We start from the raw sequence: 15,107 nt of genomic DNA, 5'->3' as shown, positions 1-15,107 counted from the left end.
GATGTCCGAGCTTTACCAACACCGCGCGCGCAAGCGCTTCGGCCAGAACTTCCTGCACGATGCCGGGGTGATCCACCGCATCCTCCGTGCCATCCACGCCCGCGAAGGGCAGCGCCTGCTGGAGATCGGCCCCGGCCAGGGTGCCCTGACCGAAGGCCTGCTGGGCAGCGGCGCGCGCCTGGACGTGATTGAGCTCGATCAGGACCTGATCCCCCTGTTGAAGCTGAAATTCGGCCTCGAGCCGCGTTTCAGCCTGCACCAGGGCGACGCCCTCAAGTTCGATTTCGCCTCGCTGGTGGAGAGCGACGAGAAGCTGCGAGTGGTCGGCAACCTGCCCTACAACATCTCCACGCCGCTGATCTTCCACCTGCTCGAGCACGCGCCGGTGATCGAAGACATGCACTTCATGCTGCAGAAGGAGGTGGTGGAACGCCTGGCGGCCACGCCGGGCGGCGGCGACTGGGGCCGGCTGTCGATCATGGTCCAGTACCATTGCCGGGTGGAACACCTGTTCAACGTCGGCCCCGGCGCCTTCAACCCGCCGCCCAAGGTCGACTCGGCGATCGTCCGCCTCACCCCCTTCGCCGAGCCGCCGCATCCGGCACGCGATCCGAAACTGCTCGAGCGGGTGGTCCGCGAGGCCTTCAACCAGCGCCGCAAGACCCTGCGCAACACCCTCAAGCCCCTGTTGAGCGTCGAAGACATCGAAGCCGCCGCGGTCGATCCGACCCTGCGCCCGGAGCAGCTCGACCTGGCCGCGTTCGTCCGCCTGGCCAACCGGCTGGCCGAGCTGCAAGGCAATCGTTAGTCTGAAAGAACACCCGACAGGAATCAGGCAAGCCGTATGAGCGACACCCAGCACCAGGTCAACGTCCGGGTCGACACCCGCTATCTTCCCGAGCAGTCCGCGCCGGAGCAGAACCGTTTCGCCTTCGCCTACACGGTGACCATCGAGAACCGGGGCGAGGTCTCGGCCCAGCTACTGTCGCGTCACTGGATCATCACCGACGGCGACGGCCGCACCCAGGAAGTCCGTGGCGCCGGCGTGGTCGGCGAGCAACCGCTGATCGCCCCCGGCGCGCAACACACCTACACCAGCGGCACGGTGCTGGCGACCCGGGTCGGCAGCATGCGCGGCAGCTACCAGATGCTTGGCAGCGACGGTGTCGCCTTCGACGCCGCGATTCCGGTGTTCCGCCTGGCCGTGCCGGGAGCGCTGCACTGATGACGGTCTATGCGGTCGGCGACCTGCAGGGTTGCCTGGAACCCCTGAAATGCCTGCTCGAACGTGTCGCCTTCGACCCGGCCAAGGACCGCCTGTGGCTGGTCGGCGACCTGGTCAATCGCGGACCGCAGTCGCTGGAGACCCTGCGTTTCCTCTATGCCATGCGCGAGGCGGTGGTCAGCGTGCTGGGCAACCACGACCTGCACCTGCTGGCGGTGGCGCACAGGTCCGAGCGCCTGAAGAAGTCCGATACGCTGCGGGAAATCCTCGAGGCGCCCGATCGCGAAGCACTTCTCGACTGGCTGCGACGCCTGCCGTTGCTGCACTACGACGAACAACGCCAGGTCACCCTGGTGCATGCCGGCATCCCGCCGCAGTGGAGCCTGGAAAAAGCCCGCCTGCGCGCCGCCGAGGTCGAGGAGGCGCTGCGCGACGACCAGCGCCTGCCGCTGTTCCTCGAAGGCATGTACGGCAACGAACCGGCCAAATGGGACAAGAAGCTGCATGGCATCGAGCGCCTGCGGGTGATCACCAACTATTTCACGCGCATGCGCTTCTGCACCGAAGACGGCCGGCTCGACCTGAAGAGCAAGGAAGGCCTCGACACCGCGCCACCCGGCTACGCCCCCTGGTTCAGCTTCGCCTCGCGCAAGACCCGCGGCGAGAAGATCATCTTCGGCCACTGGGCGGCCCTCGAAGGCCAGTGCGACGAGCCCGGGCTGTTCGCCCTGGATACCGGCTGCGTCTGGGGCGCGAAGATGACCCTGCTGAACGTAGACAGCGGCGAACGCCTGAGCTGCGACTGCGCCGGACAGCAGGCCTCGGCCAAGCCCGCCGGCCCACCGGCATGAACCCACGGCGTCCGCCGGACGCCCTGCACACAGGTATCCCGTCATGAGCGACACCTTCCAGCGCATCGCCCCCGAACAGGCCCGTCAACTCCGCGAAAACGGCGCCCAGGTGGTCGACATCCGCGACCCGCAGAGCTACGCCCTTGGCCATATCAGCGGCTCGCGGCACATCGACAACCACTCGGTGGTGGATTTCATCGCCGCCGCCGACCTCGATGCGCCGCTGGTGGTGGTCTGCTACCACGGCAACTCCAGCCAGAGCGCCGCTGCCTATTTCATCCAGCAGGGCTTCAGCGACGTCTACAGCCTCGACGGCGGCTTCGAGCTGTGGCGCAGCGTCTATCCCGCGGATACCAGCACCGGCGAGGCGGAGTAGGCCACCCCGCGGGCTACCCCAAAAAAACTGTAACTTCTCTCGCCTTTCTTCCTTTACTCCGCCCAGAACGAACTATTCTTTTCCTCAGGCCATCCAAAACAGGGGAGAGCCGGCACACCGGCTTCCGGGCCATCGGCTGTGACCGTTAGGAGCGCTGGCGGAAAAGGGAAGCACCGTGCAGCGTCGGAGTCTGGGGGATTCTCGCCGGCCTGGCTGGCGGCCCTCCCGCACCCGCACGACCGATCCCGCGCCGGCTCATTGCATCGAGCGAGGAGACGTCATGAGCATTTTCAGTCACTTCCAGGAACGCTTCGAAGCGACCCGCCAAGAGGAGTATTCCCTCAAGGAATATCTCGATCTCTGCAAGCAAGACAAGACAGCCTACGCCTCCGCCGCCGAGCGCCTGCTGATGGCGATCGGCGAACCGGAACTGCTGGACACCTCGGTGGACTCCAGGCTGTCGCGGATCTTTTCCAACAAGGTGATACGTCGCTACCCCGCGTTCGCCGACTTCCATGGCATGGAGGAATGCATCGACCAGATCGTCGCGTTCTTCCGCCATGCGGCCCAGGGCCTGGAAGAGAAGAAGCAGATCCTTTACCTGCTCGGCCCGGTCGGCGGCGGTAAATCCTCCCTGGCGGAAAAACTCAAGCAACTCATGGAGAAGGTGCCCTTCTACGCGATCAAGGGCTCGCCGGTCTTCGAATCGCCGCTGGGGCTGTTCAACCCGGACGAAGACGGCGCCATCCTCGAGGAGGACTACGGCATCCCAAGGCGCTACCTGCGCTCGATCATGTCGCCCTGGGCGACCAAGCGTCTCAACGAGTTCGGCGGCGACATCAGCCAGTTCCGCGTGGTCAAGCTGTACCCCTCGATCCTCAACCAGGTCGCCATCGCCAAGACCGAACCGGGCGACGAGAACAACCAGGACATCTCCGCACTGGTCGGCAAGGTGGATATCCGCAAGCTGGAGGAATTCCCGCAGAACGACGCCGACGCCTACAGCTATTCCGGCGCGCTCTGCCGGGCCAACCAGGGCCTGATGGAATTCGTCGAGATGTTCAAGGCCCCGATCAAGGTCCTGCACCCGCTGCTGACCGCGACCCAGGAAGGCAACTACAACAGCACCGAAGGCCTCGGCGCCCTGCCCTACAGCGGCATCATCCTGGCTCACTCCAACGAGTCGGAATGGCACAGCTTCCGCAACAACAAGAACAACGAGGCGTTCATCGACCGCATCTACATCGTCAAAGTGCCGTACTGCCTGCGCGTCGCCGATGAGATCAAGATCTACGACAAGCTGCTGATCAACAGCTCGCTGGCCCACGCCCACTGTGCGCCGGACACCCTGAAGATGCTCTCGCAGTTCTCCGTCCTGTCGCGACTGAAGGAACCGGAAAACTCGAACATCTACTCGAAGATGCGGGTATATGACGGGGAAAACCTGAAAGATACCGATCCCAAGGCCAAGTCGATCCAGGAATACCGCGACTCGGCCGGGGTCGACGAAGGCATGGCCGGGCTTTCCACCCGCTTCGCCTTCAAGATCCTCTCCAAGGTATTCAACTTCGACCCGCACGAGGTAGCGGCCAACCCGGTGCACCTGCTCTACGTCCTCGAACAGCAGATCGAGCAGGAACAGTTCCAGCCGGAAACCCGCGAGCGCTACCTGCGCTTCATCAAGGAATACCTGGCGCCGCGCTACGTCGAGTTCATCGGCAAGGAAATCCAGACGGCCTACCTGGAGTCCTACAGCGAATACGGTCAGAACATCTTCGACCGCTACGTGCTGTACGCCGACTTCTGGATCCAGGACCAGGAATACCGCGACCCGGAAACCGGCGAGATCCTCAACCGCGCCGCCCTCAACGAGGAACTGGAGAAGATCGAGAAACCAGCCGGCATCAGCAACCCGAAGGATTTCCGCAACGAGATCGTCAACTTCGTGCTGCGCGCCCGCGCCGGCAACAACGGCAAGAACCCGAGCTGGCTGTCCTACGAGAAGCTGCGCGTGGTGATCGAGAAGAAGATGTTCTCCAACACCGAAGACCTGCTGCCGGTCATCAGCTTCAACGCCAAGGCCAGCAAGGAGGACCAGCAGAAGCACAACGACTTCGTCAAACGCATGGTCGAGCGCGGCTACACCGAGAAGCAGGTCCGCCTGCTGTCGGAATGGTACCTGCGGGTTCGCAAGTCGCAGTAGTCTGCCATCGGTACGGTCGTTTCGGCCGTACCGGTCGCCGTCGCATTCGGACCTCGGCGCCTCCGCTCCGGCGGGGAGCCACAGGCCCTGAGGAGCATTCATGAGCTACGTCATCGACCGGCGTCTGAACGGCAAGAACAAGAGCACGGTGAACCGCCAGCGCTTCCTGAGGCGCTACCGTGAGCATATCAAGAAGGCCGTCGAGGAGGCCGTCAGCCGACGCTCCATCACCGACATGGAGCACGGCGAGCAGATCAGCATTCCCGGGCGCGATATCGACGAACCGGTGCTGCACCATGGCCGCGGCGGGCGGCAGACGGTGGTCCATCCGGGCAACAAGGAATTCACCGCCGGCGAACACATCGCCCGCCCCTCCGGCGGCGGCGGCGGTCGCGGCGGCGGCAAGGCCAGCAACAGCGGCGAGGGGATGGACGACTTCGTCTTCCAGATCACCCAGGAGGAATTCCTCGATTTCATGTTCGAGGACCTGGAACTGCCCAACCTGGTCAAGCGCCACATCACCGGCACCGATACCTTCAAGACCATCCGCGCCGGCATCAGCAACGACGGCAACCCGTCGCGCATCAATATCGTCCGCACCCTGCGCTCGGCCCATGCGCGGCGCATCGCGCTGTCCGGCGGCAGCCGGGCCAAGCTGCGCGCGGCGCTGAAGGAACTGGAGCGGATCAGGCGCGAAGAGCCGGACAACCTCGGCGATATCCAGGAACTCGAGCTGGAAATCGCCAAACTCCGCGCGCGCATCGACCGGGTGCCGTTCCTCGATACCTTCGATCTCAAGTACAACCTGCTGGTCAAGCAGCCCAACCCCACCTCCAAGGCAGTGATGTTCTGCCTGATGGACGTTTCCGGCTCGATGACCCAGGCGACCAAGGACATCGCCAAGCGCTTCTTCATCCTGCTCTACCTGTTCCTCAAGCGGAACTACGAGAAGATCGAGGTGGTGTTCATCCGCCACCACACCAGCGCCCGCGAGGTCGACGAGGAGGAGTTCTTCTACTCCCGCGAGACCGGCGGCACCATCGTCTCCAGCGCGCTGAAGATGATGCAGGAGATCATGGCCGAGCGTTATCCGACCCATGAGTGGAACATCTACGCCGCCCAGGCCTCGGACGGCGACAACTGGAACGACGACTCGCCGGTGTGCCGGGACATCCTGCTCAAGCAGATCATGCCGTTCGTCCAGTACTACACCTACGTCGAGATCACCCCGCGCGAACACCAGGCCCTGTGGTTCGAGTACGAGCGCGTGCGCGAAGCCTTCGAAGACAGCTTCGCCCAGCAGCAGATCGTGTCGGCGTCGGATATCTACCCGGTGTTCCGCGAGCTGTTCCAGAGGAGGCTCGTCGCATGAGCAAGCGCCAGCCCATCGCCACCGGCTCGGAATGGACCTTCGAGCTGATCCAGCAGTACGACCGGGAAATCAGCCGGATCGCCGAGCGTTACGCACTGGATACCTACCCGAACCAGATCGAGGTGATCACCGCCGAGCAGATGATGGACGCCTACGCCTCGGTGGGCATGCCGATCGGCTACAACCACTGGTCCTACGGCAAGCACTTCCTCAGCACGGAAAAGAACTACAAGCGCGGCCAGATGGGCCTGGCCTATGAGATCGTGATCAACTCCGACCCGTGCATCGCCTACCTGATGGAGGAAAACACCCAGTGCATGCAGGCGCTGGTGATCGCCCACGCCTGCTACGGGCACAACAGTTTCTTCAAGGGCAACTACCTGTTCCGCACCTGGACCGACGCCAGCTCGATCATCGATTACCTGGTGTTCGCCAAGCAGTACATCATGCAATGCGAGGAACGCTACGGGATCGACGCGGTGGAAGACCTGCTCGACTCCTGCCACGCCCTGATGAACTACGGCGTCGACCGCTACAAGCGACCCTACCCGATCTCCGCCGAGGAAGAGCGGCAGCGGCAGAAGGAGCGCGAGGAACTGATCCAGCGGCAGGTCAACGACCTTTGGCGGACCATCCCGCGCACCGGCGGCAAGGACAAGGAACAATCCACCGCGCGCTATCCGAGCGAACCGCAGGAGAACATCCTCTACTTCATCGAGAAGAACGCACCGCTGCTGGAGCCCTGGCAGCGCGAGGTGATCCGCATCGTGCGCAAGATCGCCCAGTACTTCTATCCACAGCGCCAGACCCAGGTGATGAACGAAGGCTGGGCCACCTTCTGGCACTACACCCTGCTCAACGACCTCTACGACGAAGGCCTGGTCAACGACGGCTTCATGATGGAGTTCCTGCAGTACCACACCAGCGTGGTCTTCCAGCCATCCTTCGACAGCCCCTACTACAGCGGCATCAACCCCTACGCCCTGGGCTTCGCCATGTACCGCGACATCCGCCGCATCTGCGAGGAGCCCACCGAGGAGGACCGCCGCTGGTTCCCGGACATCGCCGGCAGCGACTGGCTCGCCACGCTCAAGTTCGCCATGAAAAGCTTCAAGGACGAGAGCTTCATCCTGCAGTTCCTCTCGCCCAAGGTGATCCGCGACCTGAAGCTGTTCAGCATCCTCGACGACGACCAGAAGGATGACCTGCTGGTCGCCGCGATCCACGACGAGGCCGGCTACCGCACTATCCGCGAGACCCTGGCAGCGCAGTACAACCTCGGCAACCGCGAGCCGAACATCCAGATCTGGAACGTCGACCGCCGCGGCGATCGCTCGCTGACCCTGCGTCACCAGCAGTTCGACCGCCAGCCCCTGAGCGACTCAACCGCCGACGTGCTCAAGCACCTGCATCGCCTTTGGGGCTTCGACATCCACCTGGAGACCCTGCAGGGCGACCAGCTGATCCAGACCCACCACATGCCGCCCAAGGGTGTCAGCGAGGGCGAGGAAGGCTATCCGCGACTGGACCTGATCATCCCGCCCATTTGATCGGTTGACGCCCGCCCCGGCCGCCGGACAGCATGCCGGCACGGTCGGGGCCGCCCCACACCAGAACAAGAAGCCGGCCGTCCAGGGAGCCGCCATGCGCCTGTTCGCCACCATCCTGCTCTGCCTTGCCCTCGGCGCCTGCGCCGACCATCCTCCCGGCGTCCGGCTGACGCATCCGGCCAGTGCCGAACTGCCCGGCCTGCAAGGCTTCCAGTTGATGCCGCCGGAGCGGGCGGTCGACGCCCTGCCCTACCGCAGCCGCTATCCGCTGATCAACGCAGAGCTGCGCCAGGGACTGGCGGCCCACGGCTACCACGAGAGCGCCACCCCGCAGTTCCGCGTCTACTACTGGCTGGCGCTGCGCGACGCAGCGCTGGAATTCCGCCCCGACCTTCCGCCTACGTCCAGCATGGGGCCCTACCTGGCGATCCACCGCCTGCGCGACGAAACCGGCACCCTGCGCGTACGCCTGGTCGACCTGGAAGAGCGCATTCTCTGGGAGGGCACCGCCAGCACCGGTCTCAGCCCGGCGAGGGCCAATCCGGAACAGCTCGAACGAGCGGTCGGCGCCCTGCTCCAGCAGCTTCCGCGCGCCCGCTAGAGCGCCCTGGGGTAGACTTCCGCCTAACACGCGGAGGTTTCCATGCAGATTTACAAGGTCGGCGGCGCGGTACGCGACCGTCTTCTCGGCCGCCCGGTCACCGATATCGACTGGGTGGTGGTCGGCGCCAGCAGCGAGGAAATGCTCGCCCGCGGCTATCGCCCGGTGGGCGCCGACTTCCCGGTCTTCCTCCACCCGCAGAGCGGCGAGGAGTACGCCCTGGCGCGCACCGAACGCAAGAGCGGACGCGGCTACGGCGGCTTCACCTTCCATGCCAGCCCCGACGTCACCCTGGAAGAAGACCTGACCCGCCGCGACCTGACCATCAACGCCATGGCCGAGGACGAACAGGGTCGGGTGATCGACCCCTACGGCGGCCAGGCCGACCTTGAGGCGCGCCTGCTGCGCCACGTGTCCCCGGCATTCGCCGAAGATCCCTTGCGCGTCCTGCGCGTCGCCCGCTTCGCCGCGCGCTACGCCGGCCTGGGCTTCCGTGTCGCCGCCGAGACCCTGGCGCTGATGCGCCAGCTGGCCGGGTCCGGGGAATTGCAGGCGCTGACCCCGGAGCGCAGCTGGAAGGAAATTTCCCGCGCCCTGATGGAACCCAACCCCGAGGTCTTCGTCCAGGTCCTGCACGATTGCGGCGCGCTGGCCGAACTGATGCCGGAAGTCGAGGCGCTGTTCGGCGTGCCGCAGCCGGCGGCGCACCACCCGGAAATCGATACCGGCGTCCATGTCCTGTCGGTCCTGCAGCAATGCGCCCGCCACCACCAGCCGCTGACCGTGCGCTGGGCCTGCCTGCTCCACGACCTGGGCAAGGGGCTCACCCGGGAAGCCGACTGGCCACGCCACATCGCCCACGAAACACGCGGCCTGCCGCTGATCGATGCGATCAACCGGCGCTTCAGGGTTCCGCGCGACTGCCAGGAGCTGGCGCGTCTGGTCGGCGAGTACCATACCCACGCCCATCGCGCCCTGGAGCTGCGGCCGACCACCCTGCTGGAGCTATTGCAGAGTTTCGACGTCTATCGTCGTCCGCAGCGCTTCGAGGAATTCGTCGCCGCCAGCGAGATGGACGCGCGCGGCCGCCACGGCCTGGAGCAGCGGGACTACCCGCAGGCCGCCTACCTGCTCGGCGCGGCGCAGGCCGCGCGGGCGGTCAGTGTGAAACCGCTGGTGGAAAAGGGCTTGAAGGGCGCGGAATTGGGCGAGGCGCTGAAGCGTGCGCGCCTCGCCGCGCTCAAGGCCTACAAGGAAGAGCGCGGAAAGGCCTGAAGCAGCGCCTCGGGGGTAAGAGCCCGGCCCCGCCATTCGAAGGGCGCCGGCCAGAGTTTCTGCGGGATCCGCGACTCCCGCCAGAGCTCTCCGAACGCCCGGCGCGCGAGCGGATGCTCCAGTTCCGGCGCCAGCTCGGCCAGCGGCCAGAGCACGAAGGCGTTCTTCAGCACTTCGGCGCGCGGCAGCACCAGGCCATCGAAGTCGCCGACCAGGTCGCCGTACAGCAGCACGTCGATATCCAGCGGCAGCCCCTTGCGCTCCGGCGCATAGCGGCCATTGTCGGCCTCGATGTGCTTGAGCCGCAGGCTCAGTTCGGCCAGCGGCAGATCGGTGCGGGCAGATACCACCAGGTTGAAGAACGGGCCGCTCCTGATCCCCACCGGCTCGCTCTCGAACACCGGCGAGCAACGCAGGTCATGGAGGAAGCCGGCCAGCGCGTCGAGGCCGGCATGCAGATGGCGCTCGCGCTCGACATTGCTGCCGAGGCCGAGGTAGACCGGGATCAGCGACATCCGCGTTCGATCTCCACGCCAACCCCGCGGGCCGCCGGCACCGCGCCGGGCTTGGTGACGCGGATGCGCAGCCAGGGAATGCCGCGCTCGTCCATCAGCACCTCGGCGAGGCGCTCGGCAAAGGTTTCCACCAGTTGGAAATGCGACTCCCGGGCGAACTGCAGGACCCGCTCGGACAACGCCGCGTAGTCCAGCGCCAGGGCGATGTCGTCGCCGGCGGCCGCCGGACGGTTGTCCCAGCCCAGCGTCAGGTCCAGGCGCAGGCACTGACGGATGCCGCGCTCCCAGTCGTACACGCCGATGACGGTGTCGACCTCCAAGCCTTCGATAAAAACTCTGTCCACTTCGCTACCCGCTCCAAGGGATGCCACGACAAGCGTGCGCCGCCCCGTTAGAATCGAGGACATCCTCGTCCTCGGTGGAATCCATGGTCTGGCTACTGGCGATCCTCGCCTACCTGCTCGGTTCCCTCTCCTTCGCCGTCCTGCTCAGCCGCTGGTTCGGCACCCAGGACCCGCGCGCCAGCGGCTCCGGCAACCCCGGCGCGACCAACATGCTGCGCGTCGCCGGGAAGAAACTCGCCATCCTGACCCTGCTCGGCGACGTCGGCAAAGGCCTGTTGCCGGTGCTGGTCGCCCGCTGGCTGGGGCTCGGCGTGATGGAGGAGGCCTGGGTCGGCATCGCCGCCGTGATCGGCCACCTGTACCCGCTGTACTTCAACTTCCGCGGCGGCAAGGGCGTCGCCACCGCCGCCGGCATGCTCCTCGGCCTCTACCCGCCGGCCGTGCTGCTGGCCGCAGCCGCCTGGCTGCTGACCTTCAAGCTGTCGCGCACCAGTTCGCTCGCCTCGCTGGTCGCCACTCCGCTGACCCTCCCACTGCTGGCCTGGCAACAACCCGGAGCGTTGCTGCCGATGACCGTGCTCACCGCGCTGATCGTCTGGCGGCACCGGGCCAACTTACGCGATCTGTTCGCCGGCCGCGAACGGCATTTCTAATCCAAAAAAGGAAAAAACTTCACGCAGTCTGGCCCAGGAGCTTCACCGACGCCTGCCTGGCTGCGACCTGGCGGGCACTCAGACCGCCGGCAGCGACTCCATCGGCCAGCGCGGCTGAACGGCGATCGCCGGGCCGTCGTGCTGGCCGGCGAGCAGGCGCTGGCAGCCGGCATAGGCGATCATCGCGCCATTGTCGGTGCAGAAGCGCGGGCGGGCGTAGAACACCTGCCCCTTCATCTCGCCGAGCATCTTCTCCAGGCCGCCGCGCAGCGCCTGGTTGGCACTGACCCCGCCGGCGATCACCAGGTTCTTCAGGCCGGTCTGTTTCAATGCGCGCCGGCATTTGATCACCAGGGTCTCGACCACCGCGGTCTGGAATGCCAGGGCGATATCGCAGCGAGTCTGCTCGCTGTCATCGCCGGCTTCCACGCAGCGCTGCCAGGTGTTCAGGGAAAAGGTCTTGAGCCCGCTGAAGCTGAAGTCCAGGCCGGGCCGGTCGGTCATCGGCCGCGGGAACACGAAGCGGCCGGGCGTGCCGCGCTCGGCCAGGCGGGCGATCTCGGGGCCGCCGGGGTAACCCAGGCCGATCAGCTTGGCGGTCTTGTCGAAGGCTTCGCCAGCGGCATCGTCCACCGACTCGCCGAGCAACTGGTAGCGGCCGATGCCGTCCACCCGCACCAGTTGGGTGTGGCCGCCGGACACCAGCAAGGCGACGAACGGGAAGCGCGGCGGCTGCTCCTCCAGCATCGGCGCCAGCAGATGGCCTTCCATGTGATGCACGCCGACCGCCGGCACGCCCCAGGCGAACGCCATCGCCTGGGCGCAGGAGGCGCCCACCAGCAGCGCGCCGACCAGGCCTGGGCCGGCGGTGTAGGCGATCGCGTCGATGTCCGCCGGCTTGCAGCCGGACTCGTCGAGCACCTGGCGGATCAGCGGCAGCATGCGCTTGACGTGGTCGCGCGAGGCCAGCTCGGGCACGACGCCGCCGTAGACGCGATGGAGGTCGATCTGACTGAACAGCGCGTCGGCCAGCAGGCCGCGTTCGCTGTCGTAAAGGGCGACGCCGGTTTCGTCGCAGGACGTTTCCAGTCCCAGCACGCGCATGGGCTTGAGCCTTAGAGCTTGGCAAATACGAAGCCGCGCATGATAATCGGCGGCTTTGCGCCAGACCAGTGTTTTTCGATCGGAGGCTTTGCATTCCTCCGGCCGAACCGTTAATATCCGCAACCCTTGAAAACCGACGTATCCGCGCCCACTTGCCGGAGTACGTTCAACCCCCGGTAATCAGTGAAGGTACGACCTGGATGCCAGCCGTCAAAGTAAAAGAGAACGAACCCTTCGACGTAGCCCTGCGTCGTTTCAAGCGCTCCTGCGAAAAAGCAGGTGTACTGGCTGAAGTTCGCAGCCGCGAGTTCTACGAGAAGCCCACTGCCGAGCGCAAGCGCAAGGCCGCTGCCGCAGTGAAGCGCCACGCGAAGAAAGTACAGCGCGAACAGCGCCGTCGCGAGCGCCTGTACTGATCCACCGACGCCTGCGCGTCAGTGATCATGCCCAGCCCGGCCCCGGCCGGGCTTTCGGCTTTCCGATATGAGCGAAATCAAGTCCCGCCTTCTCGACGCCGTCAAGGTCGCCATGCGCGCCCAGGACAAGCCGCGTCTGACCACATTGCGCCTGGCCCTAGCGGACATCAAGCGCGTCGAGGTCGACGAACGCATCGAGGTGGATGACGCCCGCGCCCTGCTGATCCTCGACCGGATGATCAAGCAGCGCCGCGACGCCCAGCGCCAGTTCAGCGACGCCGGCCGCCAGGATCTCGCCGAGGTCGAGGCCGCCGAGATCCTCGTGCTCCAGGACTTCATGCCCAAGCCCCTGGACGACCATGAGATCGACGCCCTGATCGAGCGCAGCATCGTCGACAGCGGCGCCCAGGGCCCGCAGGACATGGGCAAGGCGATGAACCTCCTGCGCCCGCAGGTCCAGGGCCGGGTCGACATGGCGCAGGTCAGCCAGCGCCTGAAGGCGCGCCTCTCCTCCTGAACCACCGCGCCGGCCTGATCGGCCCGGCGATAATTGCTATGCTGCCGCTCTGCGCCCACGCGCCGTCGTTTTCGAGAACACCATGGCCGGCCTGATCCCGCAAAGCTTCATCGATGACCTGCTGAACCGCACCGACATCGTCGAGGTGGTGAGTTCGCGCATCCAGCTGAAGAAGACCGGCAAGAACTACAGCGCCTGCTGCCCGTTCCACAAGGAAAAGACCCCCTCGTTCACGGTCAGCCCGGACAAGCAGTTCTACTACTGCTTCGGCTGCGGCGCCGGCGGCAACGCGCTCGGCTTCGTCATGGACCACGACCAGCTGGAGTTTCCCCAGGCGGTCGAGGAACTGGCCAAACGCGCCGGCATGGACGTGCCACGCGAGGAGCGTGGCGGACGCGGACACACGCCGCGCCAGCCGAGCGACTCGCCGCTCTACCCGCTGCTCGCCGCCGCCGCCGAATTCTACAAGCAGGCTCTGAAAAGCCATCCCGCGCGCAAGGCCGCGGTGAACTACCTGAAGGGCCGCGGCCTGACCGGCGAAATCGCCCGCGACTTCGGCCTCGGCTTCGCCCCGCCCGGCTGGGACAACCTGCTCAAGCACCTGGGCGGCGACAATCTGCAGCTCAAGGCCATGCTCGATGCCGGCCTGCTGGTGGAGAACAGCGACAGCGGCAAGCGCTACGACCGCTTCCGCGACCGCGTGATGTTCCCGATCCGCGACAGCCGCGGGCGAATCATCGCTTTCGGCGGCCGGGTGCTCGGCGACGACAAGCCGAAGTACCTGAACTCCCCGGAGACCCCGGTCTTCCACAAGGGCCAGGAGCTCTACGGGCTCTACGAGGCCCGGCAGAAGAACCGCGACCTCGACGAGATCATGGTGGTCGAGGGCTACATGGACGTCATCGCCCTGGCCCAGCAAGGCATCCGCAACGCGGTGGCGACGCTCGGCACGGCGACCAGCGAGGAGCATATCAAGCGCCTGTTCCGCCTGGTGCCGAGCATCCTGTTCTGCTTCGACGGCGACCAGGCCGGCCGCAAGGCCGCCTGGCGCGCGCTGGAATCGGTACTGCCGAACCTGCAGGACGGCAAGCGCGTGCGCTTCCTGTTCCTCCCCGAAGGCGAGGACCCGGACAGCCTGGTACGCGCCGAGGGCGAGGACGCCTTCCGCGCGCGCATCACCCAGCAGGCCCAACCGCTGGCCGAGTACTTCTTCCAGCAACTGATGGCGGAAGCCGACCCCGCCACGCTGGAGGGCAAGGCGCATCTGGCGACCCTTGCCGCGCCGTTGCTGGAAAAGATCCCCGGCAACAACCTCCGACAGCTTATGCGTCAGAAGCTGTCGGAAATTACCGGCCTCTCTGGCGAAAATATCGGGCAACTGGCGCAGCAGAGCCCGCCGCCCGCCATGGATCACGGGACGACTGGCGCCTTCGACGGCGACGACTATTTCGCCGCCAGCGCCTACTACGAGAACGAGCCCTCCCACGCACCGTTCGAGAGCGCGCCGGGCTACGCCGACGCGCAGCCGCGCAAGGCCTGGAACAAGGACAGGAAACCCTGGGACGGCAAGAAATGGGATGGCCGGAAGAAATGGGACAAGGGCGGCCGCGGCGACTTCAAGGCGCCGCAGCGAACCCCGGTGAGCGTCGAGTCGACCACCCTCAACGCCCTGCGCACCCTGCTGCACCATCCGCAGTTGGCCTTGAAGGTCGACGACGCGGGCACGCTGGCCAGGGAGCAGGACACCTATGCCCAGTTGCTGGTGTCGCTGCTCGAGGCCCTGCAGAAGAACCCGCGGCAGAGCTCGATGCAGCTCATCGCGCGCTGGCACGGCACGCCCCAGGGCCGCCTGCTGCAAGCCCTGGGCGAGAAGGAATGGCTGATCGTCCAGGAGAACCTTGAAAAGCAGTTCTTCGACACCATTACTAAACTCTCCGAGAGCCAGCGGTTCGGCGAACGGGAGGAGCGTTTACGCAGCGTCATGCAGAAGAGCTACAGTGAATTGACCGATGAAGAGAAAGCCTTGCTCAGAGAGCACTACAGTCTTGCCGCTTCATCGCCTTCCCAGAGCTGAACTGGCGCCTCAGCCCAGGCATCAGGTATAA

General features: G+C 65.7%; 16 protein-coding genes. 13 read left to right on the top strand and 3 right to left on the bottom strand.

The genetic code is table 11. The features are described from left to right. Position 1: 1 nt before the first annotated feature. From rsmA to PSPA7_RS03465, 9 genes are all read left to right on the top strand, one after another. On the top strand, positions 2–808 hold the full coding sequence (gene rsmA, locus PSPA7_RS03505) for a 16S rRNA (adenine(1518)-N(6)/adenine(1519)-N(6))-dimethyltransferase RsmA (protein ID WP_012074176.1): 807 nt from the start codon (positions 2–4) through the stop codon (positions 806–808). 36 nt (positions 809–844) lie between these two features. Next, positions 845–1,225 (top strand): Co2+/Mg2+ efflux facilitator ApaG/CorD, encoded by a 381-nt coding sequence (apaG, locus tag PSPA7_RS03500; protein WP_012074175.1) that lies wholly within the window; start codon positions 845–847, stop codon positions 1,223–1,225. After that, positions 1,225–2,076, top strand: a complete 852-nt coding sequence (locus tag PSPA7_RS03495; protein WP_012074174.1) for a symmetrical bis(5'-nucleosyl)-tetraphosphatase — start codon at positions 1,225–1,227, stop codon at positions 2,074–2,076. Before apaG ends, PSPA7_RS03495 begins: the two co-directional genes overlap by 1 nt. Positions 2,077–2,119: 43 nt before the next feature. Then, positions 2,120–2,452 (top strand): thiosulfate sulfurtransferase GlpE, encoded by a 333-nt coding sequence (glpE, locus tag PSPA7_RS03490; RefSeq protein WP_003149627.1) that lies wholly within the window; start codon positions 2,120–2,122, stop codon positions 2,450–2,452. Between the two features lie 280 nt (positions 2,453–2,732). Then, positions 2,733–4,655 carry a PrkA family serine protein kinase gene (locus PSPA7_RS03485; protein WP_012074172.1) on the top strand — a complete coding sequence of 641 codons (1,923 nt, stop codon included), beginning with the start codon at positions 2,733–2,735 and terminating at the stop codon, positions 4,653–4,655. Between the two features lie 100 nt (positions 4,656–4,755). Further along, positions 4,756–6,027, top strand: coding sequence for a YeaH/YhbH family protein (locus PSPA7_RS03480; RefSeq protein ID WP_012074171.1), 1,272 nt, complete (start codon positions 4,756–4,758; stop codon positions 6,025–6,027). Next, positions 6,024–7,577 (top strand): SpoVR family protein, encoded by a 1,554-nt coding sequence (locus PSPA7_RS03475; RefSeq protein ID WP_012074170.1) that lies wholly within the window; start codon positions 6,024–6,026, stop codon positions 7,575–7,577. Before PSPA7_RS03480 ends, PSPA7_RS03475 begins: the two co-directional genes overlap by 4 nt. Before the next feature lie 94 nt (positions 7,578–7,671). Further along, on the top strand, positions 7,672–8,178 hold the full coding sequence (locus PSPA7_RS03470; RefSeq protein ID WP_012074169.1) for a DUF4136 domain-containing protein: 507 nt from the start codon (positions 7,672–7,674) through the stop codon (positions 8,176–8,178). A 42-nt stretch (positions 8,179–8,220) separates the two neighbouring features. After that, entirely contained in the window at positions 8,221–9,453 is a 1,233-nt protein-coding gene (locus PSPA7_RS03465) for a multifunctional CCA addition/repair protein (RefSeq protein ID WP_012074168.1), read from the top strand. On the opposite strand, the gene folK is transcribed toward PSPA7_RS03465, so the two are convergent. Together folK and folB are read right to left on the bottom strand one after the other, a co-directional pair. Beyond that, the gene (gene folK, locus PSPA7_RS03460) at positions 9,426–9,968 is read right to left on the bottom strand and encodes a 2-amino-4-hydroxy-6-hydroxymethyldihydropteridine diphosphokinase (protein ID WP_003149639.1); all 543 of its coding nucleotides are present in this window, start codon (positions 9,966–9,968) and stop codon (positions 9,426–9,428) included. The genes PSPA7_RS03465 and folK overlap by 28 nt on opposite strands. Then, positions 9,959–10,312 carry a dihydroneopterin aldolase gene (gene folB / locus PSPA7_RS03455; protein WP_003149641.1) on the bottom strand — a complete coding sequence of 118 codons (354 nt, stop codon included), beginning with the start codon at positions 10,310–10,312 and terminating at the stop codon, positions 9,959–9,961. The genes folK and folB overlap by 10 nt, the downstream gene beginning before the upstream one ends. A gap of 83 nt (positions 10,313–10,395) precedes the next feature. Here folB and plsY point away from each other — a divergent pair, with 83 nt between their 5' ends. Beyond that, the gene (plsY, locus tag PSPA7_RS03450; RefSeq protein WP_012074167.1) at positions 10,396–10,965 is read left to right on the top strand and encodes a glycerol-3-phosphate 1-O-acyltransferase PlsY; all 570 of its coding nucleotides are present in this window, start codon (positions 10,396–10,398) and stop codon (positions 10,963–10,965) included. A gap of 78 nt (positions 10,966–11,043) precedes the next feature. On the opposite strand, the gene tsaD is transcribed toward plsY, so the two are convergent. After that, the gene (gene tsaD / locus PSPA7_RS03445; RefSeq protein ID WP_012074166.1) at positions 11,044–12,069 is read right to left on the bottom strand and encodes a tRNA (adenosine(37)-N6)-threonylcarbamoyltransferase complex transferase subunit TsaD; all 1,026 of its coding nucleotides are present in this window, start codon (positions 12,067–12,069) and stop codon (positions 11,044–11,046) included. Positions 12,070–12,269: 200 nt separating this feature from the next. Between tsaD and rpsU the strand changes: the two genes are divergently transcribed. From rpsU to dnaG, 3 genes are all read left to right on the top strand, one after another. Beyond that, positions 12,270–12,485, top strand: coding sequence for a 30S ribosomal protein S21 (gene rpsU, locus PSPA7_RS03440; RefSeq protein WP_003085057.1), 216 nt, complete (start codon positions 12,270–12,272; stop codon positions 12,483–12,485). Between the two features lie 67 nt (positions 12,486–12,552). After that, positions 12,553–13,002 (top strand): GatB/YqeY domain-containing protein, encoded by a 450-nt coding sequence (locus PSPA7_RS03435; RefSeq protein ID WP_003085042.1) that lies wholly within the window; start codon positions 12,553–12,555, stop codon positions 13,000–13,002. Positions 13,003–13,084: 82 nt separating this feature from the next. Then, complete coding sequence (dnaG, locus tag PSPA7_RS03430) at positions 13,085–15,076, top strand: DNA primase (protein WP_012074165.1); 1,992 nt, start codon at positions 13,085–13,087, stop codon at positions 15,074–15,076. Positions 15,077–15,107 lie beyond the last annotated feature (31 nt).

The sequence above is a fragment of the Pseudomonas paraeruginosa PA7 genome (assembly GCF_000017205.1).
GTDB lineage: Bacteria > Pseudomonadota > Gammaproteobacteria > Pseudomonadales > Pseudomonadaceae > Pseudomonas > Pseudomonas paraeruginosa.
Note: the sequence above shows the minus strand (reverse complement) of the source record. Positions and strands in the feature narration are given on the sequence as shown.

What these genes read in the sequence shown, in the direction of transcription:
- rsmA (WP_012074176.1), top strand. Translation starts at nt 2, where the DNA reads ATGTCCGAGCTTTACCAACACCGCGCGCGCAAGCGCTTCGGCCAGAAC.
- apaG (WP_012074175.1), top strand. Translation starts at nt 845, where the DNA reads ATGAGCGACACCCAGCACCAGGTCAACGTCCGGGTCGACACCCGCTAT.
- PSPA7_RS03495 (WP_012074174.1), top strand. Translation starts at nt 1,225, where the DNA reads ATGACGGTCTATGCGGTCGGCGACCTGCAGGGTTGCCTGGAACCCCTG.
- glpE (WP_003149627.1), top strand. Translation starts at nt 2,120, where the DNA reads ATGAGCGACACCTTCCAGCGCATCGCCCCCGAACAGGCCCGTCAACTC.
- PSPA7_RS03485 (WP_012074172.1), top strand. Translation starts at nt 2,733, where the DNA reads ATGAGCATTTTCAGTCACTTCCAGGAACGCTTCGAAGCGACCCGCCAA.
- PSPA7_RS03480 (WP_012074171.1), top strand. Translation starts at nt 4,756, where the DNA reads ATGAGCTACGTCATCGACCGGCGTCTGAACGGCAAGAACAAGAGCACG.
- PSPA7_RS03475 (WP_012074170.1), top strand. Translation starts at nt 6,024, where the DNA reads ATGAGCAAGCGCCAGCCCATCGCCACCGGCTCGGAATGGACCTTCGAG.
- PSPA7_RS03470 (WP_012074169.1), top strand. Translation starts at nt 7,672, where the DNA reads ATGCGCCTGTTCGCCACCATCCTGCTCTGCCTTGCCCTCGGCGCCTGC.
- PSPA7_RS03465 (WP_012074168.1), top strand. Translation starts at nt 8,221, where the DNA reads ATGCAGATTTACAAGGTCGGCGGCGCGGTACGCGACCGTCTTCTCGGC.
- folK (WP_003149639.1), bottom strand. Translation starts at nt 9,968, where the DNA reads ATGTCGCTGATCCCGGTCTACCTCGGCCTCGGCAGCAATGTCGAGCGC.
- plsY (WP_012074167.1), top strand. Translation starts at nt 10,396, where the DNA reads ATGGTCTGGCTACTGGCGATCCTCGCCTACCTGCTCGGTTCCCTCTCC.
- tsaD (WP_012074166.1), bottom strand. Translation starts at nt 12,069, where the DNA reads ATGCGCGTGCTGGGACTGGAAACGTCCTGCGACGAAACCGGCGTCGCC.
- rpsU (WP_003085057.1), top strand. Translation starts at nt 12,270, where the DNA reads ATGCCAGCCGTCAAAGTAAAAGAGAACGAACCCTTCGACGTAGCCCTG.
- PSPA7_RS03435 (WP_003085042.1), top strand. Translation starts at nt 12,553, where the DNA reads ATGAGCGAAATCAAGTCCCGCCTTCTCGACGCCGTCAAGGTCGCCATG.
- dnaG (WP_012074165.1), top strand. Translation starts at nt 13,085, where the DNA reads ATGGCCGGCCTGATCCCGCAAAGCTTCATCGATGACCTGCTGAACCGC.